We start from the raw sequence: 25,606 nt of genomic DNA on the forward strand, positions 1-25,606 counted from the left end.
TGACGACGGTAGTGCCACTCAGTTGTTACGGACGCCGTCCATCGGGTTCTTGCGCAGGGCGGCGCGCGTCGGGATCGCGATGGAGATGAATCCCAGAACAGCGGTCACGGCGACGATGGCACCGTAGATCGCCGGTGAAATCGCCGGGATCGGCTGCCCGGACACCGCTACGGCGATACCCATCAGAGGCGGCAGGGCGATCAGTGATCCGACCACGACGGCGATTCCCACCACCATCAACGACTCGATACGCATCATCGCTCGGACCTGCCTCGTCCGCGAGCCCACCAGTTGAAGGAGCGCGAACTCGCGGGAACGCTCCGCAGTGGCGGCGACCAAGGTATTCACGACGGCGACTGCCAGATAACCGAGCAGGACCAGGACGGCGAGGATGCTGACCCACGACTGCATGCGACGCTGATCTTCGCCTGCGGCCCCGAACTGGTCCTGGTTCAGCGCGGCGATCGAGGGGAACGAGAGCAACGACTGCTGGACTTCGGCCGACCGTCCGGGTTCGGCAGCAACCAGAACGGTGTCGATCAGAGCGTCGGTGGAGTGCTGACGCAAAGTCTCGATCGGCATGGTCACGTCCCCGAATCCGAGGCCGCGACCATATTTCGCGACGACCATCGGATGTACCAGTGTTCCGTCTCCCAGATAGAGGTCGACGCGCTGGCCGACCTCGGCTCCGAGTGTGAAGGCCCCGTCTTCGCTGACGGCAACGGTATCGCCGGTCAGAGCGCTGAGGTCGCCCTCGGTCACCGCGAGATCGAGGGTTGCGTCGGCGCCGGCGGCGTCGATGCCCTGGGCCGCGATCGCGCTGTCGGCTGAGCCGCCTTTCTCGCCGCTGGGTACCGGCAGGACTTGACTGCGGACTACCGGGTTTGCCGCACTCACTCCGGGCACCGATGCGATCGACTCGAGGAGCGAGGGAGCGATACCGGCTGGTGCGCCGACGATCAGGTCGGCGGTGACGCCCTTGATCGACTGGTTGGTCGCCTCGGCGGCGACGGTGCTCTGGCTGAAGAACTGCACCGAGCCCAGGGCGATGGCGAGAGCCAACGGAACAACCGCCGACGAGAGCCGCCTCGAATTGGATTCGGCGTTGGCGGCAGCGAGAACTTTGGACGCCGACCCACTACGGCGCAGTGGACCGCCGATCACCTTGATGATGCCGCGCACCAACAACGGGCCGAGCAGCGCGACAGAGAAGATCAACAACAGTGCGCTCGAACCGGCTCCAGCGGCTGCCACGCTGCCGGGCAGGAAAGCGGGGAGGATGCACGCGCCGAGACCGGCGGCACCGAAAATCAGCCCGGTGACGATGCGTCCGCGGCTCAGTTTCGCCGGGCCGCTTTCGGATTCGCGAAGCGCTTCGACGGGGTCGAGCTTCGCCGGTCGTCGTGCCGCGATCGCCGCTGCCGCGCGGGCAGTGAGTACGCAGATCAGAAAAGCTGCAATCGCCGGAAGCGGGCTGTAGGCCAGCGCGAAATCGGTGGGCATGACCCCGGCGTCGACGAACTGTGCGCCAAGCACTCGGGCGAGCAGGTATCCGGGCACCGCGCCGAGAGCTGCCGCCGCAGCAGCAACGAGCAGCACTTCACGTCCGATCATGACGTGCACTTGCCGCGTGGTGGCTCCGATTGCCCGCAGCAGAGCGAACTCTCGGCGTCTGGCGTTGATCGAGAGCGACAGCGTGCTGGAAACGACGAACATACTGACCATCAACGCGAGACCGGCAAACGACGCGCAGAGCACGATCAACTGGGTCCGCGCAGCACCAGCGTCGAGGAATTCGATGCCTCCGCGTGCAGTGCCGGTCGAGACCTCCGCACCGGTTCCGGCGAGTGCATCGCGGGCGAGAGCGGCAGCATCCACGCCTTCGGGAGCGATCAATCCGACTGCGGTGACAGCGTTCTGGTGCGGCCACAACCGTTCGGCCTCTGCGTCGTCGAGGAAGACGAGTGCCGGACGGTCGGGTGACGGCACCGAAGCCGAATCAGCTGTGCCGACGACGGTGTACTCGTCGGCTATCGCGCCGTGAGCCAGCGTGATTCGCTCGCCGAGCGCGGCGCCCGTGGTCGAGACCACCTCGTCGCGGCTCTGCGGAGCGCGCCCCTCGGTGAGCGAGTACGGTGCCAATTGTGCTGTGTTCCAAGGATGTGCATCGAGTACGACGCCCTCGGCCGTGCTGACCGGGACGGAGATGTCGGGAACCACCGTGACATCGAGTGTGTCGAGCTTGCGGACCGTATCGCTGTCGAGGAGAACTCGCTCGGCAAAAGGCTGATCGGCGTCTTCCTTGACCTCGAGCGCCTGTGGCGCACTCACGACGGCGTCGGCACCGGCGTAGAGATGGGGTGAGACACCGCCTCGCACTCCCGATTCCAGCAGCACACCCAGACCGCAGGTGAGGAGCGCTGCGCAGAATACGGAGACGAACACGGCGACGAAACCGGAGCGATGCGCTTTCAGATGGGCAAAGGTGTGCGCTTTCATCATCACCAGTCCCCGAGGTGCGTCATGCGCTCGGCGATCTGCTGCGGGGTCGGGCGGTCGATGTGCCCGACAAGTTTCCCGTCGGCGAGGAACAGCACACGATCGGCGTACGACGCGGCCACCGGGTCGTGCGTGACCATGACGATGGTCTGGTCGAACTCGGCAGCCGTCCGGCGCAACAACTCCAGAACCTGCTTGGCGCTGCGGGAGTCGAGGGCGCCGGTCGGTTCGTCGGCAAAGAGTGCGTCGGGGTGAGTGACGAGGGCGCGCGCGATGGCGACGCGTTGCTGCTGACCGCCGGACAGTTCGGAGGGTTTGCGCTTTCGGTGTGATCCGAGTCCGACGGATTCGAGGACGAAGGTCAGGTACTGCTTGTCGGCTCGTCGCCCGGCGAGGAGTAGGGGGAGCGTGACGTTCTGCTCGACGTCGAGAGCGCCGAGCAGGTTGTAGGCCTGGAAGACGAAACCGATGTGATCGCGACGGAAGATGCTGCGGGCCTTCGGCTTCAGCTGTGAAATTTCGGTATCGCCCAGCCACACCGATCCGCTGCTCGGTCGGTCGAGGCCCGCGGCGCAGTGCAGGAAAGTGCTCTTACCTGATCCGGACGGGCCCATCACGGCGGTGAAGGTGCTGCGCGGCAGAGTGAGGCTGACGTTGTCGAGGGCGGTCACGGCGCCGCGGCCGTTGCCGTAGACCTTGCTGACCCCTTCTAGTCGCACGGCAGATGTTCGAGCTCCCGTGGCACCAGGGGCCGGCGAGGCGAGGACCGAGTGTCGATTCTTCATGGGAAGAACGCTATGGAGATTCGGCATTCGTCGACATCCAGCAGAGTCCCGAATCAATGGTGTAGCCAGCTGTAGTGGATCGTGCGGTGTGGTGCGGCATGCTGGGGCAGTGAAGAAGAGAACCAGGGCTGCGGTGTACGTGCTCGTCGAGGGCGCGGCAGCTGTGGTTTCCCTGTTCTTGCTGATGGTCGGTCTCATTCTGTTGTCGCTCTCGATTCTGATCGTCGGCTGGTTGCTGTTGCCGTCGTACGTGCGAGTGCTCCGGTGGTGGGCCGGCCTGGCTCGCAAACGCACCGCTGCGTACACCGGACGCCCTGTTCTGCAGCGATACCCGCCGATGCCCAGCAATCCGACATTCGGGGACTGGAGCCGGTTCCTCACCGATCAGTCGACGAGGCGCGACGCGGCCTGGTTGTCGATTCATGGTCTGGGTGCTTTCGTCGCGGCGATGCTGACCATTGCTCTGCCACTCGGTGCGCTCAATGCGATTGCCGTCCCGCTGTACTGGCAGCAGATGCCCGCGGGCGAACCCGTCAACAACCCGTACCCCGTGACGTCGTGGCTGGGCGCTGCCGGAATGCCGTTGATCGGCATCCTGTACTTCCTGATCGCGTGGTGGTTGATCCCCGCGATGGCGAAATGGATCAGCTGGTCGACCACGACTTTGCTTGCGCCGGATACGCGTTCGGACCTCTCGAAGCGCGTCACCGCCCTGACGGCCAGCCGCGCTGCGGCGCTCGACGCGCATTCGGCCGAACTCAAGCGCATCGAGCGGGATCTGCACGACGGCGCGCAGAACCGTCTGGTCGCGGTGGTGATGATGCTGGGAATGGCGGAGCGGTCGTTGCAGAACAATCCGGACCAGGCTCTGCCGCAACTGCATCGGGCCCAAGATGCGGCCACCGAGGCGTTGAGCGAACTCCGGACGTTGGTGCACGACATCTACCCGCCGATCCTCGACGAGTTGGGTCTGGAGGGCGCGATCTCGGCGCTCGCCGGGCGCTCCGCCGTGCCCTGCGTACTCGAGATCGACGAGCTCCGCCGTGCCCCGGCTGCCGTCGAGGCTGCTGCGTACTTCGTCGTCGCCGAGGCCTTGACCAACGTCGCAAAACACAGCGGAGCCCGCAGGGTCACCGTCACGGCACGGACGGAGACGTCGGACGACTCGTCGGGTGAGACGATGCTCATCGACGTGATCGACGACGGTCACGGCGGCGCGAACGAACGCCCGGGCGGCGGCGTGGCGGGTATTCGACGCCGGGTCGAGGCTTTCGAAGGAACCGCAGTATTGGAGAGCCCGGAGGGTGGACCGACAACGATGAGGGTGGAACTACCGTGCGGATTCTGATTGCCGAGGACGACGCTCTCCTGCGAGAGGGGCTGGCACTGCTGCTCCGCGGAGAGGGCTTCGAGGTGTCTGCTGTCTCCGACGCCGCGCAGTTCCTCACGGTGTTCGAGGAGACCGCCCCCGATGCCGCGGTGCTCGACGTCCGGATGCCTCCTACTTTCACCAACGAGGGACTTCGAGCGGCGATCGAGGTGCGCAAGCTTCGCCCGGGCTTTCCCGTCCTGGTCCTTTCCGCGTACGTCGAGGATCGCTACGCCGGTGAATTGTTGGCAGGAGGCGCCGGCGGGGTCGGGTACCTGCTCAAGGAACGAGTCGGGAAGGTAGCCGAGTTCGTCGACGCATTGAACCGGGTCGTCGACGGTGGAACCGTGATGGATCCCGAGGTCGTATCCCAACTGATGAGCCGTCGACGCGCCGACGATCCGATCAGATCGCTGACGCCACGCGAGTCCGAGGTTCTCGGACTGATGGCGGAGGGGTTGGGAAATCAGGAAATCGCCAGGAAACTGGTCGTCAGCGACACCGCTGTGAGCAAGCACATAGGAAATATCTTCGCAAAACTCGGCCTGTCGGCTTCCGAAAGCGGGCATCGTCGTGTTTTGGCAGTTCTAGCTCATTTGCGCGCCTGATCGTGGATCTGGACTACATACCTGACCGAAGCGTAATGTGAGCCAGCCTCATGTTGTTGCCGTGATCGAACGGTGACCTGAGAGGCAGGGGCTTATGTCCTGTACGTAACGTGTGATGTCGAATGCGCGTCATCACCAGAAACCAACGAGGAGATCGATCAATGGGTAAGCCGATTGCCAGTGTGGCCGGAGGTCGGCAGTCCGTCCTTCTCGGGCTCGGCGTTCACCGCCCGGAGCGAGTCGTGACCAACGACGAGATCTGCGAGCTGATCGATTCCACCGACGAGTGGATCCAGACGCGATCGGGTATCAAGTCGCGCCGGTTCTCCGGCGAGGGTGAAGGCATCCTCGCGATGTCGATCAGCGCTGCCCGTAAAGCACTGGACGTCAGCGGCATTGCACCCGAGCAGATCGGCGCCGTGATCATCGCGACGTCGACGTGGGACCTGCAGACTCCCCAGGCTGCGTCCATCGTCGCCCACGAGCTCGGCATCAAGGGTCCGGCTGCATTCGACGTCGCGGCAGGCTGCGCCGGTTTCTGTACCGCTCTTGCAGTGGCCAGCGACCTCGTTCGCGGTGGCACGGTTGATCACGTACTCGTCGTCGGCGTCGAGTTGATGAGCGAGGCCACCGAGCCCACCGATCGCAGCGTGCGCTTCATCTTCGGTGACGGCGCAGGCGCAGTTGTCGTCGGCCCGAGTGACACCGTCGGAATCGGCCCGGTCGAGTGGGGTTCGGACGGCAGCCAGTCCGACGCCATCGTTCAGGAGCCCAGCTGGCTCGACTACACCAAGAACCCGACCGGACCTCGGCCGTGGATCAAGATGGCCGGCACCGCGGTGTTCCGCTGGGCTGCCTTCGAGATGGGCAAGGTCGCCACTCGCACCCTGGAGAAGTCGGGGCTGGGTATCGAAGACATCGACGCTTTTGTGCCGCACCAGGCAAACCAGCGCATCAACGAGGTCATCGCTCGCAGCATGAAGCTGCCCGAGGGCTTCCCCGTCTCCAACGACATCGCCGAGACGGGCAACACGTCCGCGGCCTCGATCCCGCTCGCCATGGAGCAGATGCTGCGCGACGGCCAGTGCAAGCCGGGCGACAAGGCATTGCTTCTCGCCTTCGGTGCGGGCCTGTCCTTCGCCGGTCAGGTTGTCGTCATGCCGCCGTTGGCTGGAGCGGAATCCGCCTGATTGTTCCTTACGGAAGGGCGCCTCGAACCCACGGTTCGGGGCGCCCTTCCGTTTCCGTCCGGATCGTCGAACGTCTGCGATGTGGCACTCTGGCGAGATGGTCGAGAGCGTGGGGGAGTCCGAACGCAAGTCCGAACGTTCAGCTGAGACGGGCGGCAGCTTGGCGAAGATGGGTGGGCAAGTGGCGCTCGCCAGCACGGTCAGTCGGATCACCGGCTTCGTCCGCACCCTTGCCCTTGCCGCGGTCCTGGGCATTGCCCTCGTCAGTGATGCGTACAACGCGGCCAACAGCTTCCCGAACATGGTCTATCAGCTCCTCCTCGGCGGGATTCTCGCCAGCGTCCTGCTTCCGTATCTGACGCGGCAACGGAGCCGTGGGCGGACGCTCGAACGAGAGCAGACGCAGCGCGTTCTCACCGTCGGAGCGCTGGCTCTTGCGCTCGTGACGGTAGTGGCCGTGGTGTGCGCGCCGCCTCTGGTCTCGGCCGTGATCGATGATCCGGCTCAACGAGAGCTCACGACGCTCTTCGCGTACTTGCTTCTTCCGGAGATCTTCTTCTACGGCGTCACGGCGATGATGACGGCTGTGCTCAGCGTTCGATCGGTATTCGGCGCGCCGGCCTGGGCACCGGTGATCAACAACGTCGTCCTTCTGGTGACGGTCGCGGTCTTCCTGTGTATCCCGGGGCCGGTGGCTCTGACTCCCGAGTCGATGACCACCGCGCAGGTTCTGGTGATCGGTGTCGGCACTCTGCTCGGGATCGTGGCGCAAACCGCCGTCGTTGCTCGAGCGCTGCACCGCAACGGGTTTCGGTGGCGCCTTCGCGTGCGGGTCGTACCGCACACCTGGCGCCCGGTGCGCGTCGGGGCGCCGTTGCTCGGCTGGGTACTTGTGTACGTCGTTGCCGGCCAGATCGGTGTGTGGGTGACGATGAAGGTCACTCTCTCCCGTCACGTCTACTCGATGTACACGCACGCGGATCTGCTGTTTCAAGTGGCGTACGGCATTCTCGGTGTGTCGTTGTTGACGGTGCTGATGTCGCGGATCGCCAGGTCGGTTGCTGCGGGTGACGACGTCGGCGTCGTATCCGATCTCGGCCGGGGAGCCCGGTATTCGGTGGTGGCGCTGATTCCGGTCACTGTGGCGCTCATGGTGTTCGGCCCCTCGTTGACCACCTTGATCTTCTTCGGCCGGGTCGACGGCAGCAGTGCCCGGTTGATCGGGACGGCCGTTGCGGTCAGTGCATTCGGGCTGGTGCCCTTTGCGATGGTCATGCTTCAGCTGCGAGTGTTCTACGCCGACAACAACACCCGAACTCCCGCGGTGATCGCCCTGGTGATGGTGGTCGCCAAGACTGCGCTCGTCCTTCTTGCGTCACTGTCGGCGAGTGACGAAAGGCTGGTCCTGGCCGTCTGTGCCGCCGGCTCGTTCTCCTACGTGTGCGGAGCGGTACTCGGCCACATCCTTCTTCGAAAGCGATACGGGCTGTTGGGATTCCGTCGCGTGCAGGCCACCGTCGGAAGGATTTCGGCGGCGGCAATTCTGGCAGGTGGTTGTGCGCTCGCTTTGGTGGTGGCGGTTCAGAACCGAGTTCCCGAGCCCAGGCTTGCTGCTGTTATTTCATTGTCGGCGGGTGCGGCCGTCGGTGCCGTCGTCCTGTTGGGCGCATGCAAGGTCGTCGGTGTTCCCGAGATTCGCCGGGCGCGAACCCTACTGCTGTCCTGAGGACAAGAGCGGTACCAGCAGTTCGTCCGGAGTGAGGGCGCCGTGCTGTCCACGGAGGCCGGACAGTCCCGATTCGACAGATCGACGTACGACGGCCACGTCCCCGGACGCAATGGCGATGACATCCCCGATCCGGCCGTGATACTCGGAATGCACTGCAGGCCCGAACAATCCTGCGACTATGCCCTCGGACCTCGTCCCGATCCACATGCGGTCACCCAGTTCGGCGCGCCAGCGGTCCGCAACATCTTGTGCAGCGCCTTCTCGGGTGTGGATGTGACGACATCTAGGTTCACCGGCAAGAGCGAGTACATCTTTGGACAGAATTGGAGTGTTGTCGAAGTCGATCTTGTTCTCGTCCGACACGTCGACCATTCCGTGGTCTGCCGTCACCAGCAATCTCACGTCCGGGCCGAGTGCAGCGGCGAGTTGCTCGACCAGTCGATCGACCAGCATCAGTTGGAAGATCCACGGCTCGGACTCGGGTCCGTAGACGTGGCCGAGTGCATCGATCTCGCTGATGTAGCAGTACGTGAACGTGCGGTCGGCAGATTTCGACGCCGCCACGGTGCGAGCGAGGAGGTCTCCGTATGCCTGGATTCCGGCGAACTGGGCACCGCGCATCCCGGCACGGGTGAGGCCGCTGCCGTCGAACTTCGACGGTACGACGGTTGTAACGGTGATGCCGGCCGCGGCGGCGCGATCGAACGTCGTGGCCTGCGGCTGCAGGGTTTCCGGGACGATGGAGTCGGTCTGAGATTCCTTCTTGCCCGCGCTGTGCCAACCCAGCCAGTTGAACACCGAATCGGCTTCTTCGACGTAGGACTGGTAGCCGGTGATGCCGTGCGCTCCCGAAGGCAGACCGGTCCCCAGTGAGACGATGCTGGTGGCCGTCGTCGTGGGGAAGCCTGCCCGGATGGGCGTTCCGATCAGTGAATTCAGGAATGGTGCATGTTCGACGTTGCGGGCGAGCAAATTCGCGCCCATCCCGTCTACCAGCAGAATTACGGTCTTCTTGCTGGGCTGTAGATCGAGACGGTTCGCTTCGCCGCTCACTCCGAGAGAAGCGAGTACCGACGGCGCAAGCGTCGACAGAGTCGGCTGCGAGTACACATCGAGGAGAGGGGCGGGGGCGGGCATCCCATGAGATTAGGCGTTGGACGCAGAAAACTGCATACCTTCTGGGCGAGTGTTCAAATCTGTGCGGTCAAATCCGGACTTTCCAGATGATCAGCGCGCAGAGACCGCGGACCGGTGCGGCCTCCGCGCGGAGATTCATTCCATGATCGTGGAGATCTGGAACTTGGCACCTAGTGGATCGGCCACCGACGCGAGACGACCGAAGGGCGTGTCCTCGGGATCGCGCAAGACGCTGCCGCCGAATTCGACGACCTTGGCGACGGCCGCATCGGTGTCGTCCGCCCCGAAGTACACCTGCCAGAACGACGGCGCCTCTGCCGGGAGGAACGAGCTGGCATCCATCAAACCGGCGACGACCGTGTCGCCCTGCTTGGCCTGTGAGTACCGGAACTCGTCGCTGTCACCGATCGACTCGTAAGTCCAGCCGAACACGTCGGTGTAGAACGGCAGGACCGCGGCGTAGTTCTTGGACAAGGTCTCGTGCCAGACCGGCGCTCCGGCCTCGCCGACCAAACCGAAGCCGTGGTGCTGATCTGCCTGCCAGATGCCGACGACGGCACCGGCCGGATCGCCCACGATCGCCATGCTGCCCTGAGGACCGACCTGCATCGACGGCATCATGACCATTCCGCCCGAGGCTTGGGCCTTGGACGCCGACGCTGCCGCATCAGTCGAGGAGATGTAGGTGGTCCACACGTTGCCGTAGGGGTTTCCCTCCTGCTGGGGTCCGAGCCCGGCGATGGGCTGCCCGTCTTTGCTGAAGATCGCGTAGCCGCCGTACTGCGGGTCGTCGTTTGTGTCCGCCTGCCAGCCGAACACGTTGGTGTAGAAGGATTTGGCAACCTCGGTGTCGGAGCTGGTGAGGTCGATCCAACAGGGTGTTCCGTCGAGCGCTGTGCGTGCGGGCATCTGAAAACTCTCCTTAACCGAAACGGATACACAAGCAGGGGACGCGGAAATGCTTGGCCGAGGAAGGCCTGAATCTCACGCTACGCGCGTACCCCGACACATTCCCAGGGTTCGAGAGCTTTGGGGTATGTGTCCGTTTCGCGTTCCCCGGTGGGCCGGACCTGCCAACGTAGACGACCGCCGAATCGTTCTTGATACTCCGAAGTTGATGGGGCACTTGCTCGATCGGCAAGGGCGTTCCACCGGGGAGTGTTGGTACGTGTCAGCTCCTGATCAGCCCCGTGCGATCGAGCCACGCGAGCGCATGACGGGTGAACTCGTCCGGAATCTCCAATTGTGGGGTGTGGCCGGTGTCGCCGAGAATGATGGTGGTCCAGTGTGGATGTGCAGCAGCGGCTGCCCGTGCGGCCTCGACCGGGACAAGCCGATCGCGATCGCCGTGCATCAGGAGCGTCGGAGTCGTGATCTCTCGCAATGTCTTTCGATAGGAGGCAGGACGGGCGAGGGTCATCAGCAGTGACCGTGCTGCCTGAAGGAATTCGGCATCCTGGGTAGGTTCGTTGCGGCGAATCGCCGTCAAGGCAGCACCCGCGTCGAGGACCGCGGGGTCGGCTCGCGTCGGATCGGCAAAACACAATCTGGTCATCTGAGCGGCCAACTGCCGGTCTGACATCTTTCGGCGTCCGAAGCCGAGAACCTGCTCACCGACGTACGGCATCGAGTAGAGCGCGAATTGGGCGGCGACGGTCAGATCGGGAAGTTGGACGGGCAGGGGGAGCGCCGGATCCACCAGGACCAGGCCGGCGACTGATTCGGGACTGGCATGGGTCGACATTGCCGAGACCATTCCGCCCATGGAATTGCCGAACAGGACGGCGGGCTCACCCACCACTGTGTCGAGAAAGCGATTCAGAAGTACTGTGTTGGCATCGACGCCGGTGTGTCGCCCACGGGCAGAGGTGAGTCCGAATCCGGCGAGGTCAAGTGCGTACACGCGCGTGCGCGCCGCCAGCGCCGGTGCCACCCGCACCCAGTTCAGGTGCGAGCCGCCCAGACCGTGAACGAGCACGATGGGCGGCGCTCCGCTGGGACCGCCGAAGTCGATCCAGTGAACGTCACCGCCGAGATCGGTGATGTTGCTTGTCCCGCCCCACGGGTGTGTGAGGGTGCTTCCGTCGACGAGTTGGGCCGAAACAGCGGATTCCATACCTGCCAGGATGCACCGAGGTGTCGTCGTAGTCACGCACTCGTTCCGGTTCGGGATCCGAATATGTGTCATCGATCACGGCTTCTCAAGAAGCTCAGGAAACGGGCAAAACGGAATTTGACTGGTGTTCAGCACTTTTCGAGGCTGTCGCCGCTTTCCGACGGCCGTGGCGCGCGTCCGGCGGAGGTCGGTTCGGGCATACTGAAAACCATGTGGTGGATGGTCGGGCTCATTGTTCTGGCCGCGCTGGTTTTGGCATCCGTTCTGGTCGGTTTCGTTTTCCGCCGCCCGATCGCCGAAGCCAAGTCGGCGGTGCTTGCCTTCGACGACGCCAGCTCTCAGCCCCAGCGCGACTGACCGCCGTCGAGCGGAATTGTTGCTCCAGTCAGATACGCGGCATCCGGGCCGACCAGGAAAGCCACCGCGGTTCCGATGTCCGTTTCGCAGTCGCCGATCCTCCGTAGCGGAATCCCGGCAACAAAGGCGGCAGCCTCTTCCGGGCGTGCATCTGCCCACCGCTGCAGCCCCGGCGACGACGCGTGGGGAGCAACCGCGTTGACCCGGATCCCGTCGACGCCCCATTCGCATGCCGCCGCGCGACTGAGGGCTCGGACGGATTCCTTCACGGCCGCGTAGCCGCCGTAGCCGGCAGCGTCCCAGCGGACGGCCACTGAGCTGACCATGTTGATGATTGCCCCGCCGCCGCGTTCCTTCATGAACGGGTAACAGGCTTGCATGGTTCGCAGAGTCGCGACGGGGCCGGACGTCAATCCGTCGGCAAGGCGCTCCGGAGTGAGGTCGAGGACGTTGCCGAGCGGGTTGAGGCTGGCGTTGTTGATCAGAATGTCGACGCCGCCGAACAGTTCCACCGTTCGCGCCACGGCTCCGGTGATGGAATCCGCGTCGGCGATATCCATAAGCACCGGTTCGGCACGGCCTCCGCGTTCGGCGATCTCGTTACATGTGACGACGAGTTTCGACTCAGTGCGGCCCGCGACCGCGACGGAAGCGCCCTCCTTGGCGAGCGCAAACGCAACTCCCTGGCCGACGCCTTGCCCTGCGCCAGTGATCAGGGCCACTTTTCCATCCAACTTGCCCACTGCTGTTCTCCTGCTCGTCATTCAACGGTTCCCGAAGCGTTGTCCGAATCGCGCATTGTTACTCGTGGGTTCCCGCTGGATGAGATGTGAGTTACGTCCCACTTGGTGGCACCACTTTAAAACTCGGCTGTCTTACGTATATTGTGAGCGCCGTTACATACCGGGCGCGCGGACCGCGTACACATTCCATGATGAGGAGATAGACATGGGTTCCACAGAAGCAGATCTCAAGCTCTACGGCGAGATTGCAAAGGGCATCGGCGGACTGGCCGGCCTCTTCACCGGTGTTGCTGCAATCATCGGCCTGGGCACCGCCCTCGCGCCGCTTTCCTGATCCGTTTTTCGGATAGGTAGCACTCCGGCCCGCGACCTGAAGGCATTGCCTTCGGGGCGCGGGCCGGAGGTTTATCGGTAACTGAATACCTGTGTCTTGCAGGCACATTCATCTTTGTGATACGTCGATCTTTGCCGGTACATCCACACCTTCTTCGTAGACCTGGGGTCCGAAGTTCGGCAACGGAGTGTAGTCGAGCATCGCTTCCGAACCGCGGTAGTGGCGGAAGTAGTAGAGCGATCTGTCCGGCCGTATGAGGGTGTCGGGTCCTGTTGTCTTCCAGGCCCAGTGGACGTCTGCTCGCAAAATCTCCGACAGCCTGACGATGTTCTTGCAGCCGTGGCTTTGCAGTCCAAGGCATCTCAATTCCTCGACGTCTCGCAATTGCCCGTCGCGCGTCCACCTGGATTCGTAGACCAGAGCATCGAGAACGACGCGGTGCGAACCCGCTTGAGTAACGCCGGCAAGTAGAACCTCCCAGTCCAATCCTGGTGCGTGTTGGAGGTATTCGTCGGCGTCGATGAATGCTGCCCATGCGACGGTGTCGCGGTACCGGCTCACGTAATCGACGTACGCCTCTACCTGTCCGTGCACGATCCGACCGTCCGCGTCGCGCGGTTGCCAGTCGACGATCGTCACCGAAAGGTCTTGCAGTTCTTTGCGGAATGCGACCTGAACTTCACTGTCCGACATCGATCGGGTGAAGGCGCCGTAAGAGTTGCCTCTCTTGTCCTCGCTGCGGCCGTGCCAACGGTTGAGACTGAATGCGCTTGTCTTGCGGGTGGACCCGACGGAACCGGTGTTGTCGTAGAGAACAACCTCCCAGCCTTGCTCGATGTGGTGCAGGCACCAGTCCCTGATGAAGGGGAGATGTTCGCGGGGGAGCAGGACCGCAACCACGGCGCGGCGCCCGGCGTCAGCGCTGTTCGGATGATTCTTCGGATCCGTGATCACCCGACACACGATAGTGCTCTGCGTGGATGCGAGTTACTCAATGCTGCTCGTGGGAACGGTTGATCGTAGAACGTTGACACATCCGTCTATTTGTCTCATAGTCGAGTCATGACAACTTCTGTGTCACATTCGCCACGGTTTGTACCTTCCACCGGGGAGTCCTGGCGTTCGCCCTGGGCCATGTACGACGCATTGCGCGAGAACGACCCGGTGCACAACGTTGTGCCGGAAGCTGCGCCGCGGGATGACTACTGGGTGCTCACCCGTCACGAAGACGTCTACAACGCCGCTCGCGACTACGAGACGTATTCGTCGGCAAAGGGATTGACCACTGTCTACGGTGAACTCGAACAGATCGGGATGCAGGACAATCCGCCGTTCGTGATGCAGGATCCGCCAGTACAGTCGGAGTTCCGGCGCATGGTGTCGAAGGGTTTCACTCCGCGTCAGGTATCGGCGGTCGAGCCGATGGTTCGCGAATTTGTCGTCGAACGTATCGAGGCGCTGAAAGCGCGTGGCAGCGGCGATATCGTCGTCGAGCTCTTCAAACCGTTGCCGTCGATGGTTGTCGCACACTATCTGGGTGTGCCGGAATCGGACCGTGACCAGTTCGACGGCTGGACCGAAGCCATTGTCGCTGCCAATTCGGCAGGTGGTGTGGCCGCGGCAGCGACGACGGCGCAGGCCGCCACCGGTGAGCTGATGATGTACTTCGCTTCGCTGATCGAACGCCGCAAGGTCGAACCGGGTGACGACACGATTTCGCACCTACTCGCCGCTGGACTCGGTGAAGACGGCGACATGTCCGGCCTGCTGTCGATTCTGGGCTTCGCCTTCACCATGGTGGCCGGTGGAAACGACACCACGACAGGAATGCTGGGTGGTTCGGTGGCGATGCTGACCGAACGCCTCGACCAGCGTCAGATCCTGCTGGACGATCCCGCATTGATCACCGACGCGGTCGACGAGTTGCTTCGACTCACCTCGCCGGTCCAAGGACTGGCACGCACCACGACGCGAGATGTGGCCTTGGGTGGCAAAGTGATTCCGGCAGGACGTAAGGTTCTGCTGATGTACGGTGCGGCCAATCGTGATCCCGAGAAGTACGGACCCGACGCGGCGGAGTTGGACGTCTTGCGTCGACCGCAGAAGATCCTCACCTTCAGCCATGGCGCCCACCATTGTCTGGGCGCATCGGCAGCTCGAATGCAGGCGCGAGTTGCTTTGGAAGAGTTGCTTTCCCGGATTCCCGACTTCCATGTCGACATCGACGCGATGCAATACGCGCCGGGCAACTACGTGCGCCGTCCGCTCTCGGCTCCGATGGCGGTGACTCGGCCATGAGCAACGACTGGCTCGGCGAGGGGCGCGCCTTGGCGGCAGCCGAGAAGATCCTCGACAGTGCGGCGCAATTGTTCGTCGAGAAAGGCGTCAACGCGGTCGGTATGGCGGAGATAGCCTCTGCTGCAGGATGTTCCCGAGCCACCTTGTATCGGTACTTCGAGAATCGGCAGGCTCTTCACATTGCGTTCGTTCACCGCGAAGCTCGCAGGCTGGGAACTGCGATCGCGGAATCGGTAGCGACCATCGACGATCCGAGTGAGCGTCTGGAGACGGCCATACTCACCGCAGTCTCCGCGGTGCGTAGCACTCCGACGTTGGCTGCATGGTTCACCCCGGGTGATGCGAGTCTTGCCGGTGAACTTGCCAATTCATCCGACGTCATCAACGGACTTGGTGTCGCGATGCTCGGTGAACTCGGAGCAGGCACAGCGTCGCGGGCGCGCTGGATCGTGCGAGTGATTCTCTCGCTGCTCATGGTGCCGGGGGCGGACGAGAACGACGAGCGGACGTTGGTGCGTGAGTTCGTCGTTGCGCTGTTGATTGCTGGACGGGCCACCTGATCATCCCTTCCGGGTGATGCGCGAGGGCTGCGTGGGGATCGAGGATGAACCGATATCCCGACACAGGTCACCGCGAGTTCCCGAGGAGCGTAAGAGAAGATGACTACACCGTCCGAACTCGACCCCAAGCCCGCCACCGAAGCGACTCGCCTGGCAAATGCCCAGGTTCTCCGTGACCTTCCTTTCGACGACACCTTCGACTTCGAACTGATTTCTCGAGGTCTCGTGGCACCGCTCATCGATGGCGGACTGGTCAAAGGTGACAAAGGGCAGTTCATCTTCTCGTACGACGCCTACGGGTTCGCCGACGGCGATGCACCGGATACCGTCAACCCGAGTCTGTGGCGCCAAGCCACTCTGATGGGAAAGGGCGGTGGACTGTTCAAGCTGGCTGATCGTCTGTACCAGGTGATCGGCCAGGACTTGTCGAACACGACGATCATCGAGGGCGACACCGGGTTGATCATCGGTGACACTCTTATGTCCGCGGAAACAGCCGCTCTCGCGCTGGAGTTGTACTACCAGCACCGCCCGAAGGTTCCGGTCAAGGCAATCATCTTCACGCACTCCCACGGCGATCACTTCGGCGGTGTCAAAGGATTTGTCACCGACGAAGAGATCGAGTCCGGTGCCGTAAAGGTCTACGCACCAGACAGTTTCACGGAGGAAGCGATTTCCGAGAACGTACTTGCCGGCACGGCGATGACACGTCGCGGAATGTACATGTACGGATCGTTCCTGCGTCCGGGGCCACAAGGGCAGGTATCCGGTGGTCTCGGCCTGTCCACTTCTCACGGCACTTCGACGTTCGCCGTGCCGACCGACGTCATCACCGAACCGGTGCACGAAGAGGTCATCGACGGTGTGCGCGTGACGTTCATGCTCGCGCCGGGAACCGAAGCGCCGTCCGAAATGCTCTTCTATTTACCAGATTTCAAGGCGCTCGGGTCAGCTGAGGACGTCACGCACACGATGCACAATCTATACACGTTGCGCGGCGCCAAGACTCGCGACGCCAAAGCGTGGTCGCACTACGTGCGTCTGGCAATGGAACTGTTCCCCGACGTCGAAATCATCTTTGCGCAGCATCATTGGCCCACGTGGGGCAACGACAAGATCTTGAAGCTGATGTCGGATCAGGCAGATCTGTACAAGTATCTGCACGATCAGACGTTGCGCCTTGCCAACAAGGGACTGACACCGGTAGAGATTGCCGACCAGATCGAGGTACCCGACGCCATCGGAAAGCAGTGGTACAACCGTGGGTACTACGGTTCGCTCAGTCACAACGTCAAAGCGATCTACACCTTCTATCTCGGTTGGTTCGACGGCGTTCCCGCTCATCTCAATCCCCATCCGCCGGTGGAGAACGGCAAGCGCTACGTCGAAGCCGTCGGCGGGCCGGACGCACTTCTGACCAAGGGCAAGCAGGCGTTCGACGACGGAGACTACCGCTGGGCCGCGGAGTTGGTGAACCATCTGGTGTTCGCCGATCCGAGTAATCAGAAAGCGCGAGAGTTGTTGGCGGACACGTACGAACAACTCGGCTACCAAGCCGAGAACGGTACGTGGCGCAACTTCTACCTGGTCGGAGCGATGGAATTGCGGCATCCGCTGGCGCCGATGCCGTCCAACAACCCCACTGGCCCGGCCGTGGTCGCAGTGATGCCGCTCGAACAGATGCTGGATTTCTGGGCAGTTCGCCTCGATGGCCCGAAGGCCGCCGACGTCGACCTGTCGTTGCGATTCGTGTTGTCGGACACCGCGGACAACGTCCTGGTCACAGTGCGCAACGGCGTGCTGAACTACGACATGGACAAGGCAGATGCTTCGGCCGCTCTGACTCTGACCTTGACCCGTGCCGTGTTCAACGAGGTGTATCTGGGAACGACCTCGCTCACCGAATCCATCAAGGCCGGAACGGCAAAAGCTGTGGGAGATCAGTCCGAACTGGAGACGTTCATCTCGCTGCTGGAGGACTTCGATCTGTGGTTCGATATCGTCACGCCGTGACTGGTCGACTCCATGATGTGGCCCGGGCGGGGGATCATTCGAAACGAGAAGGATCTCCCGCGCCGACCCGCACGATTTCGGGAACACCGGACGAATAGTCGACGACTGTGGTGGGTTCGGTTCCGCAGTCACCCGAGTCGATGACGGCGTCGAGTTGGTGGTCGAGTTCTTCCTTGATCTGCCAGCCGTCCGTCATCGGTTCCTCGGCGCCGGGCAGGAGAAGGGTGCTGGAGAGGATGGGTTCACCCAACTCTTGCAAGAGTGCCCGCACTACCGGGTGGCTGGGGATACGCACTCCGACGGTCTTCTTCTTGGCGTGTGCCAGCCGACGCGGAACTTCCTTCGTGGCGGGAAGGATGAACGTGTACTGCCCAGGCGTAGCCGCTTTCACCGCGCGGAACGCCGAGTTGGTGACGTGGACGAAGTGCCCGAGCTGCGCGAAATCGGCACAGACCAGCGTGAAGTGATGGTCCGAACGCAGATGACGGATCTCGCGGATCCGATCGGTGCCCGAGTGATTGTCCATTCGGGCGCCCAGGGCGTAGCAGGAGTCGGTGGGGTAGGCGATGACCGCGTCGTTGCGCAGCATTTCGACGATCTGGCTGATCGCGCGCGGCTGCGGGTTTTCCGGGTGAACGTCGAAGTATCGGGCCATCAACTCAGCTTAGTTCAGCTTGCAGATCACGAATGCCGTTCACCGTTGAGACTGTGGTCGGCGAGCAAACCCGTCAGCTCTTCGGCGTAGGCGAGTTGCTTACGTAAGTGTGTGCAGCTTTCTTCCGCCCGGGTGTGGCAGTCGGTGACGAATTCGGTTGCAGCGGTGCGCGTTGGCGCGTCCGAAGCTTCGTCGCCGAGCACTGCCAGAGAATCGAGAAGTTGTTTCATTTCTTCGAGACTGAATCCGAGCGGCTTCATTCGTCGGATTACCAGTAGCCGTTGGACATCGGCCTCGGTATAGAGGCGGAATCCTCCGGCGCTCCGCTCGGACGGAGTAACCAGACCGACCTCGTCGTAATGACGAATCGTCTTGATCGACAGTTCGGTGCGTTCGGCAACCTGTCCGATCTGCATGTTCGGCCCTTGGCCCGCATGTTCCGGCTCAGACATCACTCCCACTTTCCTCGCGCTGGGCTTCCATACTCTCAGTGACCGTCACCCAGGCGACCGGACAGGCGCAGGTGGCGCTCGGCCGATGCGTCGTCGAGCCCCACGATCTCGACATTCTTGCCTCTGGCCGCGTACTTGGTGGTGATGGCGTCCAGTGTCGCGACGGTCGACGCGTCCCAGACATGAGACTCGGACAGATCGATGACAATGTTCTTCGGGTCGCCGGCGTAGTCGAACTGGTAGATCAGATCGTTGCTGGATGCGAAGAACAGTTCGCCTCGAACCGCATAGACACGGGTGTCCTCGTCCGGATGCGCGACGTCGATCACTTCGGTGAGATGCGCGACGCGGCGGGCGAAGATGACCATCGCGGTGATCACTCCGATGATCACGCCGTAGGCAAGATTGTGGGTCGCGACGGTGACTGCCACGGTGACCAACATGACCACTGTCTCGCCGATCGGCATGCGGCGCAGGGTCTTCGGATTGATGCTGTGCCAATCGAAAGTGCCGACCGAGACCATGATCATGACGGCCACCAATGCGGCCATGGGAATCAACGCCACGACATCGCCGAGGCCGACCACGAGTATCAGCAAGAACACGCCCGCCAGGAACGTCGAGATTCGAGTGCGAGCGCCGGAGACCTTGACGTTGATCATGGTCTGGCCGATCATCGCGCACCCTCCCATGCCCCCGAAGAGGCCGGTGACGATGTTCGCGACGCCTTGGCCCCACCCTTCTCGGGTCTTGTTCGAGTGAGTATCCGTGACGTCGTCGACGAGTTTGGCCGTCATCAACGATTCGAGGAGTCCGACGAGCGCCATGGCCAATGCGTACGGCGCAATGATCGACAGTGTGTGTATGTCCAGGGGGACGTCGGGGAACAGTAGCGTCGGTAGGCTCGACGGAAGCTCGCCCTCGTCGCCGACGTTGGGGACATCGAACGCGAAAACGACTGTGGCGGTTGTCAGTAGAACGATTGCCACCAGTGGAGCCGGGACGGCGTTCGTCAGTTTCGGCAGGAATACGAGTATCAGAAGTGCGACTGCAAGGAGTGGGTAGACGAGCCACGGAACATCGATCAGGTGGGGGAGTTGGGCGATGAAGATCAAGATGGCGAGTGCGTTGACGAATCCCACCATGACGCTGCGCGGAATAAAGCGCATCAACCTTGCGACGCCCAGGAGGCTCAGCACGATCTGGAGAAGGCCGGCCAGAAGGACTGTCGCAATCAGGTAGTCGATTCCGTACTCGCGCGTCAGTGGAGCGACGACCAGTGCGACGGCGCCGGTAGCTGCGGAGATCATTGCGGGTCGTCCGCCGACGACGGCGATGGTCACTGCCATCGTGAACGACGCGAACAGTCCTACCCGCGGATCGACGCCGGCGATGATCGAGAACGAGATCGCCTCGGGAATCAGTGCCAACGCCACGACCAGTCCGGCCAAAACCTCCGTTTTGAGACGGTGAGGTGACCGGAGCGCGGCCCGAACCGAATTGTCGTTGGTGGATGAAGCGATGGTTACTGCCATGAGATTCCGTCCTGACGAGGTTCTCATACTCTACCCTCCTGTAAGGGTAGAGTATGAACGGAGTTCTCACTACGGCGCGGATTTCTGTCGAATTGTGTTTCCCCGCAGTGAATCTCGAATCGCGAGATTGATCGAGAGGGGCAACGCTCGCGGTGGTGGTCAGATGTGACGACCAGTAACCCTTACCAAGTATTTACCTACTGTGTGGTTTTTGTTTATTGAAAAAGGGTCAACTCGGGCGCTGGCTCCGTTACAGTTCGGCGGCAAACGTCAATCAGGTTGTTCCGAGAGGACATCATGTCAAAACGCCTACTGAATGCTGCGCTCCTTGCCGGCCTCCTTGCCGGTGGAACCGCTGTGGCCGTGATTCCGGCAACCGCGGCGCCCGTTGCAGAAACCACGTCGACAACTTTTCAGGTCACGTGCCGCGCAGTTCCGAGTGCGTTCTCCGGTCCTTCGTCAGACGGAAAGCCTGCTACGGTGCGGGTTTCGGCTCCTGCGGTAGTCGCGCCAGGTCAGGTCTTCGACATCGACGTGGATCCGGGTAGCGTCCAGATCCCGAACGATGTGAGCGGCGCAAGCGTCAAGAAGATCTCGCGTCTGAAGATCGATCTGCCGATTCCGACCAACGCGGAGTTCGTTTCGGCGACGGTCACCGATCCGGGCAATGTTATTGCCGGGAAACCTGCTTCGGTGATTCGTGTCAACGAAGACGGCACTCCCGCAGCGGACGGTCCGATACTCCGGTTGTCCGGCGCAAACGAAGCGATCGGCAACAGTCCGTCATCGTCGTCGGGTGCGCACGGCGGGCTTGCGATCAATGCTCAGTCCGGAGCCGAGACCAACATCGTCTTTCCGAAGATCAGAATCACCGTAAAGGCCGGGCCGTCCGGCGCAGTCGAAACCAATGTGCGGACTTCGGGTGCTGCAGGTACTTTCGGTGGGCCCGAGTCATTTTTGACCTTCCTCCCTCAGGTCAGTCACTGGCTCGCGGGAACCATCTGGGCGCCCACATCCTGCTCGCCGCGCGACGCTGAGACCGGCCCCCTCAATGCCGGTGCCGGCGCCCTGGCATCCACGAAGATCGACGGGGACCTGGGGCCCGTTGATCCTGAGCCAGGCGCGGACATCGTGACTAAGCTCGAAGGACCGGCTACCGCCGCGACCGGTACCAAGGTGTCTTTTGCTTCTCACGTCGATCCGGAAAACACAACGGGAACAGTACAGTTCATGGTCGACGGCAAACCCGTCGGTGACCCGCGGCCGGTGGTTCGCGGTATTGCGCGCCTGGATCTCACCTTCGGTAAGGCGGGTACCAAGTCCGTGACTGCAGTATTCACCGCTACCGGAGACGAGGCGAAGTACACGTCGGCGGCACACGTACTCACGGTGACCGGTGACACCACAGGTCCGGTCGATCCCGACCCGACCGATCCGGGCACTCCGGGCGGTCTCGGCAGCCTCGAGTCCGTTCTGCCGCAGCTGCCGACGGGTTCGCTCGGTGGCAAGTGATCACGGTCCTACCTCACTGAACTTTCAATGGCCGAGTTCTTCTGAAAGGCAACACATGAACCCCCGCACTCTGGCAGTTTGCGCTGTCGTACCAGCACTCGCGGCCGGACTCCTCGCTGTGTTCGCGCCGGTGGCAGCGGCTTCCGATACCGTGACGCGGACAGTTTCCTTCGAACACAAGTGCCGGGTCGACGGCGCCACCGATTGGGATTCGTCGTTCTCCGACAACATGGAGGTAACCGCGCCCACGTCCGTGCGTCCCGGCGAACAGTTCACAGTGAAATTGCATCCAGGCACCATGCGTAGTTCGGATTCGGACACCGGTCGTATCAAGTACGACATCGCACTACCGCAAGGGGCAACCCTGGTTTCGTACTCCCTCGTCGGTGATTCGTCGTCCAACTTGACCGGCGAGACTGCGGTGCTGCTCCGGGTGGGCGCAGACGGAAACGCGAACCCGGCGGGTGAGTACCTGCGAATTACCGGTACCGGCAACAAGACAGTCAACGACGGTCCGAGCGCGAACGACAACAAGCCCAAGGAAGGGCTGCAAGTCAAGGCCAACACGGACTTTCGTTTACCGGCAGTCGAATTGAAACTCGAAGCTCGGTCCGACGAGGGAAACGCGACGACGCACCTGCGCGCCGGGGCGACGAGCCCGAGCATCAAGATCAAAGACACGAGCATGAGTTTCGGTGAGTCCCGGTGGGTCAATGCCGCTGGGTATTGTGTTGCTGCGGGCGAGGGACGCAGCGCCCTCTCGACTACCGAGGTCTTCACGACCAACCAGACCGAGACGATGGTCGCTGTCGCACTGGAGGCACTGACGGGCGAAGACGTCAAGATTGCGGCGAGTATCGACCCGAACCCGGGTGAGGGAACGGTCGAGTTCTTCGACGGCGATACGAAGATCGGCAGCGCCACAGTCGATTCCAATGGCCATGCAGAACTGGTCTGGCCGTTCCGCGACCAGGGCGAGCATCGCATCACCGCAAAGTTCTTGGGTACCAAGAAGTTCAGTTCTTCGGAATCTGCGGACAAGACCGTGACCGTCACCGTGCCTGGTGTCATCGTCGTCGAGCCGGTGGATCCGACGGAACCGGAAACTCCTGGTGGAACCGGAAGCCTCGGGGACATCTTCTCGAAGCTGCCGACTGGCTCACTCGGAGGCTGAGTCACCCAAACGGCAGGGGAGCGTCGACGTTTCGGCTCGAATGCGGGTGTGTGATCGAATACTGGAATGACAGGTTCGAATCATGCCGAGAGCCGCAACGCCGGCGTTCTCTGATCTTCTCAATGGGAGTCTCCGTCACGGAAATCGGGCCAGAACCACAAAAAGGTAGCTCACCAAAACTCGTGCCCTTTTACTACCGTTAGTTGAAGAACTGCGCGAACCGCGGGTTCTTACATCAACAAGCCTTCGAACTCGCCGCTGCGGTTCAGGTATGAACAAGGTAGGGAAAATGCGCAAGGTTAGTTTGCTCGCGTCCGCTGCAGCAGTAGCTGTCGGTGTGGCAATGATCGGGACGTCTGCGGCCTCAGCAGCGCCGGGAACGATTCCTGGTCACGGACTGTTCGACGTGCCGTGGGAGGTGTTGCCGGGAACCTACACGACGTCTGGGCCCGTATCAGCTGACATGCCGTGCATATACGGCCGAGCGAAAGTCGACGGCGATGGTGAATTGAATGTACTCGAGTTCGAAAGCACCCTCGAACCGGCGACAGTCACGATTCTCTTGACGGATTCTCGCTTCACCACCGCATATTGCGCTGATTGGAAGCGAGTGTCGTCAGTCGGATCGTTGGATCTCGGATCACTTTTCGGGTCATAGACGTCTCCGCTCTGATTCCAGATGGGCCTCTGGCCGTGGCCACGGACCTCTGCTATCTCGGCTAACGCTCGCCTCGCGGATGTGCTCGTTCGTCTCGAGTTTCCGACCACTCGTCGCATGAGTCCATGACCAGGGACTTTAGCCCTCGGTAATTACCTACCAATCGGTATATTCTGCGAAGGTACGGACTTCGTGAACCGATGTGAGTTGGCTCCGGGGGACGTGCCGGCCTCGCAGGACCGCCCGCAAAGTCAGCCCGGTGAGGCCACCGGAGTTCGCGCATTTCGACAGATTGCCGCTGGGTCCGTCCGCTACGAGGGGAGCGGACGGACCAGACGGCACGAGAGAGTGCCATGCCTGAACGTGGTCAAAGCAGAGTGGACGCGGGGATCATTGCCGTCGTCGCAGTCATCACCGGTGTGTTCGTCGCACTGACCGGTCACGGTCTGGTTGCAGCGCTCGCCACCGTAGTGGGCCTCGCGCTCGGAATGGCGATTGTGCGGTATCTGATCAAGGGCCGCTGATCATCGCAAGAGTTCAGCAGGTCGCGAGAATGTCTGCGATGGTGTCGTGTTCGGCTTGGGTGACCCACAAACCGTATGCCGCTTTGACTTCCACTTGAGCAGTCACGTACTGGCAGCGGTAGGCCTTGTTGGGTGGCAGCCAGGTCGCCGCGTCGGAATCCGACTTCTTCTGGTTCGTGGGCCCGTCGACAGCGCGCAGGTTTCGAGGGTCGTTGGCCAGATTGGTTCGCGTCTGTGTATCGAGCTGTTGTGCGCCCTTCTGCCAGGCGTCCGAGAGTGCGACTACATGATCGATCTGGACTGCAGAAGACGTGTCCTGGCCGCGGGTGAACGCGATGGTCTTGTTCGTGTACGGGTCACGGAGCGTACCGGTTTGGACCGAGCAGCTTTTGGAGCCGTCCTTGAATGTCAGGTCGGTGAGGTCACGCCGCAGGATGTCGTTGCGAGTATCGCAGCCGTTGTGGCCGAATTCGACGGTGACGTCGTCGGTCCAGGCGGTACCGAACAGCGCGCGGTCGTATCCGGTCTTGGGTGCGCGTCCCTTGACGGGGATCTGTGCCAGCAGTTCAATTGCGGCGGACGAAGGAGCCGAGGCTTCGGTCACGACCGTCGTGGTGACACCGGATCCGATTCCCGAACCGAGAGAAGATGTTTCGGGCGCGTCGGCGTTGGAATTGGCGCAACCTCCCAGCACGATCACGGCAGCAATGCCGATGGTGACGCCGGTGATGCCGCGCCTGTGATGTGCCGTGCGTGCCATGTGTGAGAGTCCATTTCTGCGAGAGATGAACTACAAGTATGTCATTCACGACAATTCGGGCCTAACCGGCACTGTCTGTCAGTCTGGTCGAAGGAACCATCGAGTCACCGGGACCGAGACGAGGACCCGCGGACCGTCACGAGTTTCGTCTGCGGCATCCCAGCCGTCGTACTTCTCGCCGAAAAGTCTCAGGAGGTCGACGAATTCGCCGACATCGTGATGAATTGTCGCGAGGCCCTGTGCGACCCACGGGTCGCCAGCGGATCCGTCGACTGCCAACGAGACCCGAGGATCGTCCAGCAGGTTCCGAACCTTACGATTCTGCTCAGCGCTCGGTATCCAGAATGTGTTCTGATGCAGTAAGAACCAGACCGGAGTCGTGTGCGGCGAGCCGTCGCTTCGGAGGGTGGTCAACCACACGCAAGGAGCATCCGCGATAGTCACGGTCCCAGTATCGGCGCCGGCGCGCGGTTCACCAATCGAGGGTTCGGAACGAACAATGCCCGGCCCTCGCCGTCGGGCGAGGACCGGGCATTTGTCGGGGTTGGGGTGGAGCTTCAGATCTCGATCTTGGGGGTCTGTTCGCCCAGCTTGTGGC

General features: G+C 62.3%; 24 protein-coding genes and 1 pseudogene. 13 read left to right on the plus strand and 12 right to left on the minus strand.

The genetic code is table 11. The features are described 5' to 3' along the window. Positions 1-18 precede the first annotated feature (18 nt). Complete coding sequence (locus RWT78_RS05625) at positions 19-2,502, minus strand: ABC transporter permease (protein WP_314674530.1); 2,484 nt, start codon at positions 2,500-2,502, stop codon at positions 19-21. Next, entirely contained in the window at positions 2,502-3,284 is a 783-nt protein-coding gene (locus RWT78_RS05630) for an ABC transporter ATP-binding protein (protein WP_042452563.1), read from the minus strand. The genes RWT78_RS05625 and RWT78_RS05630 overlap by 1 nt, the downstream gene beginning before the upstream one ends. 109 nt (positions 3,285-3,393) lie before the next feature. Here RWT78_RS05630 and RWT78_RS05635 point away from each other — a divergent pair, with 109 nt between their 5' ends. The 4 genes from RWT78_RS05635 (at position 3,394) to murJ (ending at position 8,177) form a co-directional block, all read left to right on the plus strand. Then, a complete protein-coding gene (locus RWT78_RS05635) occupies positions 3,394-4,632 on the plus strand; it encodes a sensor histidine kinase (protein ID WP_179090776.1) in 1,239 nt (412 codons plus the stop codon). Further along, on the plus strand, positions 4,620-5,261 hold the full coding sequence (locus tag RWT78_RS05640) for a response regulator transcription factor (RefSeq protein WP_003945784.1): 642 nt from the start codon (positions 4,620-4,622) through the stop codon (positions 5,259-5,261). Before RWT78_RS05635 ends, RWT78_RS05640 begins: the two co-directional genes overlap by 13 nt. A gap of 161 nt (positions 5,262-5,422) precedes the next feature. Further along, positions 5,423-6,451: a beta-ketoacyl-ACP synthase III gene (locus RWT78_RS05645; protein ID WP_003945837.1), complete on the plus strand. Its 1,029-nt coding sequence runs from the start codon at positions 5,423-5,425 to the stop codon at positions 6,449-6,451. 97 nt (positions 6,452-6,548) lie between these two features. After that, positions 6,549-8,177: a lipid II flippase MurJ gene (gene murJ, locus RWT78_RS05650; protein ID WP_314674538.1), complete on the plus strand. Its 1,629-nt coding sequence runs from the start codon at positions 6,549-6,551 to the stop codon at positions 8,175-8,177. On the opposite strand, the gene RWT78_RS05655 is transcribed toward murJ, so the two are convergent. The 3 genes from RWT78_RS05655 to RWT78_RS05665 all read right to left on the minus strand — a co-directional run bounded on the left by RWT78_RS05655 (position 8,163) and on the right by RWT78_RS05665 (position 11,433). Continuing rightward, complete coding sequence (locus tag RWT78_RS05655) at positions 8,163-9,317, minus strand: alkaline phosphatase family protein (protein ID WP_054826163.1); 1,155 nt, start codon at positions 9,315-9,317, stop codon at positions 8,163-8,165. The two genes, murJ and RWT78_RS05655, sit on opposite strands and share 15 nt — an antisense overlap. Before the next feature lie 135 nt (positions 9,318-9,452). Continuing rightward, a complete protein-coding gene (locus RWT78_RS05660; RefSeq protein ID WP_003945605.1) occupies positions 9,453-10,226 on the minus strand; it encodes a VOC family protein in 774 nt (257 codons plus the stop codon). 262 nt (positions 10,227-10,488) lie between these two features. Then, positions 10,489-11,433, minus strand: a complete 945-nt coding sequence (locus RWT78_RS05665; protein WP_037132348.1) for an alpha/beta fold hydrolase — start codon at positions 11,431-11,433, stop codon at positions 10,489-10,491. A gap of 219 nt (positions 11,434-11,652) precedes the next feature. Between RWT78_RS05665 and RWT78_RS05670 the strand changes: the two genes are divergently transcribed. Next, positions 11,653-11,790 (plus strand): hypothetical protein, encoded by a 138-nt coding sequence (locus RWT78_RS05670; protein WP_003945592.1) that lies wholly within the window; start codon positions 11,653-11,655, stop codon positions 11,788-11,790. On the opposite strand, the gene RWT78_RS05675 is transcribed toward RWT78_RS05670, so the two are convergent. Then, a complete protein-coding gene (locus RWT78_RS05675) occupies positions 11,772-12,533 on the minus strand; it encodes an SDR family NAD(P)-dependent oxidoreductase (protein ID WP_042452547.1) in 762 nt (253 codons plus the stop codon). The genes RWT78_RS05670 and RWT78_RS05675 overlap by 19 nt on opposite strands. A 205-nt stretch (positions 12,534-12,738) precedes the next feature. Here RWT78_RS05675 and RWT78_RS05680 point away from each other — a divergent pair, with 205 nt between their 5' ends. Further along, complete coding sequence (locus RWT78_RS05680; protein ID WP_046378037.1) at positions 12,739-12,867, plus strand: hypothetical protein; 129 nt, start codon at positions 12,739-12,741, stop codon at positions 12,865-12,867. A gap of 108 nt (positions 12,868-12,975) precedes the next feature. On the opposite strand, the gene RWT78_RS05685 is transcribed toward RWT78_RS05680, so the two are convergent. Continuing rightward, on the minus strand, positions 12,976-13,821 hold the full coding sequence (locus RWT78_RS05685) for a glycosyltransferase family 92 protein (protein ID WP_314674546.1): 846 nt from the start codon (positions 13,819-13,821) through the stop codon (positions 12,976-12,978). A 108-nt stretch (positions 13,822-13,929) separates the two neighbouring features. Here RWT78_RS05685 and RWT78_RS05690 point away from each other — a divergent pair, with 108 nt between their 5' ends. From RWT78_RS05690 to RWT78_RS05700, 3 genes are all read left to right on the plus strand, one after another. Beyond that, a complete protein-coding gene (locus RWT78_RS05690; protein ID WP_314674548.1) occupies positions 13,930-15,165 on the plus strand; it encodes a cytochrome P450 in 1,236 nt (411 codons plus the stop codon). Next, the gene (locus RWT78_RS05695) at positions 15,162-15,725 is read left to right on the plus strand and encodes a TetR/AcrR family transcriptional regulator (RefSeq protein ID WP_007734604.1); all 564 of its coding nucleotides are present in this window, start codon (positions 15,162-15,164) and stop codon (positions 15,723-15,725) included. Before RWT78_RS05690 ends, RWT78_RS05695 begins: the two co-directional genes overlap by 4 nt. 99 nt (positions 15,726-15,824) lie before the next feature. Further along, entirely contained in the window at positions 15,825-17,738 is a 1,914-nt protein-coding gene (locus tag RWT78_RS05700; RefSeq protein WP_003945738.1) for an alkyl/aryl-sulfatase, read from the plus strand. Positions 17,739-17,772: 34 nt separating this feature from the next. Here the strand turns inward: RWT78_RS05700 and RWT78_RS05705 are convergent, their stop codons facing one another. Genes RWT78_RS05705 through RWT78_RS05715 form a run of 3 tightly spaced genes read right to left on the minus strand, consistent with a single transcriptional unit; the run spans position 17,773 to position 20,380 of the window. Further along, positions 17,773-18,393: an L-threonylcarbamoyladenylate synthase gene (locus RWT78_RS05705; RefSeq protein WP_003945756.1), complete on the minus strand. Its 621-nt coding sequence runs from the start codon at positions 18,391-18,393 to the stop codon at positions 17,773-17,775. A 26-nt stretch (positions 18,394-18,419) separates the two neighbouring features. Next, entirely contained in the window at positions 18,420-18,845 is a 426-nt protein-coding gene (locus tag RWT78_RS05710; protein WP_047269546.1) for a MerR family transcriptional regulator, read from the minus strand. Between the two features lie 35 nt (positions 18,846-18,880). Next, positions 18,881-20,380 (minus strand): SulP family inorganic anion transporter, encoded by a 1,500-nt coding sequence (locus RWT78_RS05715; RefSeq protein WP_314674552.1) that lies wholly within the window; start codon positions 20,378-20,380, stop codon positions 18,881-18,883. 297 nt (positions 20,381-20,677) lie between these two features. Between RWT78_RS05715 and RWT78_RS05720 the strand changes: the two genes are divergently transcribed. The 4 genes from RWT78_RS05720 (at position 20,678) to RWT78_RS05735 (ending at position 24,248) form a co-directional block, all read left to right on the plus strand. Next, on the plus strand, positions 20,678-21,892 hold the full coding sequence (locus RWT78_RS05720; protein ID WP_314674554.1) for an Ig-like domain-containing protein: 1,215 nt from the start codon (positions 20,678-20,680) through the stop codon (positions 21,890-21,892). 55 nt (positions 21,893-21,947) lie between these two features. Further along, positions 21,948-23,066, plus strand: a complete 1,119-nt coding sequence (locus RWT78_RS05725) for an Ig-like domain-containing protein (RefSeq protein ID WP_314674555.1) — start codon at positions 21,948-21,950, stop codon at positions 23,064-23,066. A gap of 289 nt (positions 23,067-23,355) precedes the next feature. Next, the gene (locus RWT78_RS05730) at positions 23,356-23,724 is read left to right on the plus strand and encodes a hypothetical protein (protein WP_029537646.1); all 369 of its coding nucleotides are present in this window, start codon (positions 23,356-23,358) and stop codon (positions 23,722-23,724) included. A gap of 353 nt (positions 23,725-24,077) precedes the next feature. Continuing rightward, on the plus strand, positions 24,078-24,248 hold the full coding sequence (locus RWT78_RS05735; RefSeq protein ID WP_007734610.1) for a hypothetical protein: 171 nt from the start codon (positions 24,078-24,080) through the stop codon (positions 24,246-24,248). Between the two features lie 16 nt (positions 24,249-24,264). On the opposite strand, the pseudogene RWT78_RS05740 reads toward RWT78_RS05735, so the two are convergent. Both RWT78_RS05740 and RWT78_RS05745 read right to left on the minus strand, forming a co-directional pair. Then, positions 24,265-25,008: pseudogene (locus tag RWT78_RS05740) on the minus strand (HNH endonuclease family protein); the annotation flags it as partial. 78 nt (positions 25,009-25,086) lie between these two features. Next, positions 25,087-25,452: a pyridoxamine 5'-phosphate oxidase family protein gene (locus RWT78_RS05745; RefSeq protein ID WP_047269305.1), complete on the minus strand. Its 366-nt coding sequence runs from the start codon at positions 25,450-25,452 to the stop codon at positions 25,087-25,089. Between the last annotated feature and the right edge of the window lie 154 nt (positions 25,453-25,606).

The sequence above is a fragment of the uncultured Rhodococcus sp. genome (genome assembly GCF_963525155.1).
Taxonomy (GTDB): domain Bacteria; phylum Actinomycetota; class Actinomycetes; order Mycobacteriales; family Mycobacteriaceae; genus Rhodococcus_F; species Rhodococcus_F qingshengii.

What these genes read in the sequence shown, in the direction of transcription:
- RWT78_RS05625 (WP_314674530.1), bottom strand. Translation starts at nt 2,502, where the DNA reads ATGATGAAAGCGCACACCTTTGCCCATCTGAAAGCGCATCGCTCCGGT.
- RWT78_RS05630 (WP_042452563.1), bottom strand. Translation starts at nt 3,284, where the DNA reads ATGAAGAATCGACACTCGGTCCTCGCCTCGCCGGCCCCTGGTGCCACG.
- RWT78_RS05645 (WP_003945837.1), top strand. Translation starts at nt 5,423, where the DNA reads ATGGGTAAGCCGATTGCCAGTGTGGCCGGAGGTCGGCAGTCCGTCCTT.
- murJ (WP_314674538.1), top strand. Translation starts at nt 6,549, where the DNA reads ATGGTCGAGAGCGTGGGGGAGTCCGAACGCAAGTCCGAACGTTCAGCT.
- RWT78_RS05655 (WP_054826163.1), bottom strand. Translation starts at nt 9,317, where the DNA reads ATGCCCGCCCCCGCCCCTCTCCTCGATGTGTACTCGCAGCCGACTCTG.
- RWT78_RS05660 (WP_003945605.1), bottom strand. Translation starts at nt 10,226, where the DNA reads ATGCCCGCACGCACAGCGCTCGACGGAACACCCTGTTGGATCGACCTC.
- RWT78_RS05665 (WP_037132348.1), bottom strand. Translation starts at nt 11,433, where the DNA reads ATGGAATCCGCTGTTTCGGCCCAACTCGTCGACGGAAGCACCCTCACA.
- RWT78_RS05670 (WP_003945592.1), top strand. Translation starts at nt 11,653, where the DNA reads ATGGTCGGGCTCATTGTTCTGGCCGCGCTGGTTTTGGCATCCGTTCTG.
- RWT78_RS05680 (WP_046378037.1), top strand. Translation starts at nt 12,739, where the DNA reads ATGGGTTCCACAGAAGCAGATCTCAAGCTCTACGGCGAGATTGCAAAG.
- RWT78_RS05690 (WP_314674548.1), top strand. Translation starts at nt 13,930, where the DNA reads ATGACAACTTCTGTGTCACATTCGCCACGGTTTGTACCTTCCACCGGG.
- RWT78_RS05695 (WP_007734604.1), top strand. Translation starts at nt 15,162, where the DNA reads ATGAGCAACGACTGGCTCGGCGAGGGGCGCGCCTTGGCGGCAGCCGAG.
- RWT78_RS05700 (WP_003945738.1), top strand. Translation starts at nt 15,825, where the DNA reads ATGACTACACCGTCCGAACTCGACCCCAAGCCCGCCACCGAAGCGACT.
- RWT78_RS05705 (WP_003945756.1), bottom strand. Translation starts at nt 18,393, where the DNA reads ATGGCCCGATACTTCGACGTTCACCCGGAAAACCCGCAGCCGCGCGCG.
- RWT78_RS05710 (WP_047269546.1), bottom strand. Translation starts at nt 18,845, where the DNA reads ATGTCTGAGCCGGAACATGCGGGCCAAGGGCCGAACATGCAGATCGGA.
- RWT78_RS05715 (WP_314674552.1), bottom strand. Translation starts at nt 20,380, where the DNA reads ATGGCAGTAACCATCGCTTCATCCACCAACGACAATTCGGTTCGGGCC.
- RWT78_RS05720 (WP_314674554.1), top strand. Translation starts at nt 20,678, where the DNA reads ATGTCAAAACGCCTACTGAATGCTGCGCTCCTTGCCGGCCTCCTTGCC.
- RWT78_RS05725 (WP_314674555.1), top strand. Translation starts at nt 21,948, where the DNA reads ATGAACCCCCGCACTCTGGCAGTTTGCGCTGTCGTACCAGCACTCGCG.
- RWT78_RS05730 (WP_029537646.1), top strand. Translation starts at nt 23,356, where the DNA reads ATGCGCAAGGTTAGTTTGCTCGCGTCCGCTGCAGCAGTAGCTGTCGGT.
- RWT78_RS05735 (WP_007734610.1), top strand. Translation starts at nt 24,078, where the DNA reads ATGCCTGAACGTGGTCAAAGCAGAGTGGACGCGGGGATCATTGCCGTC.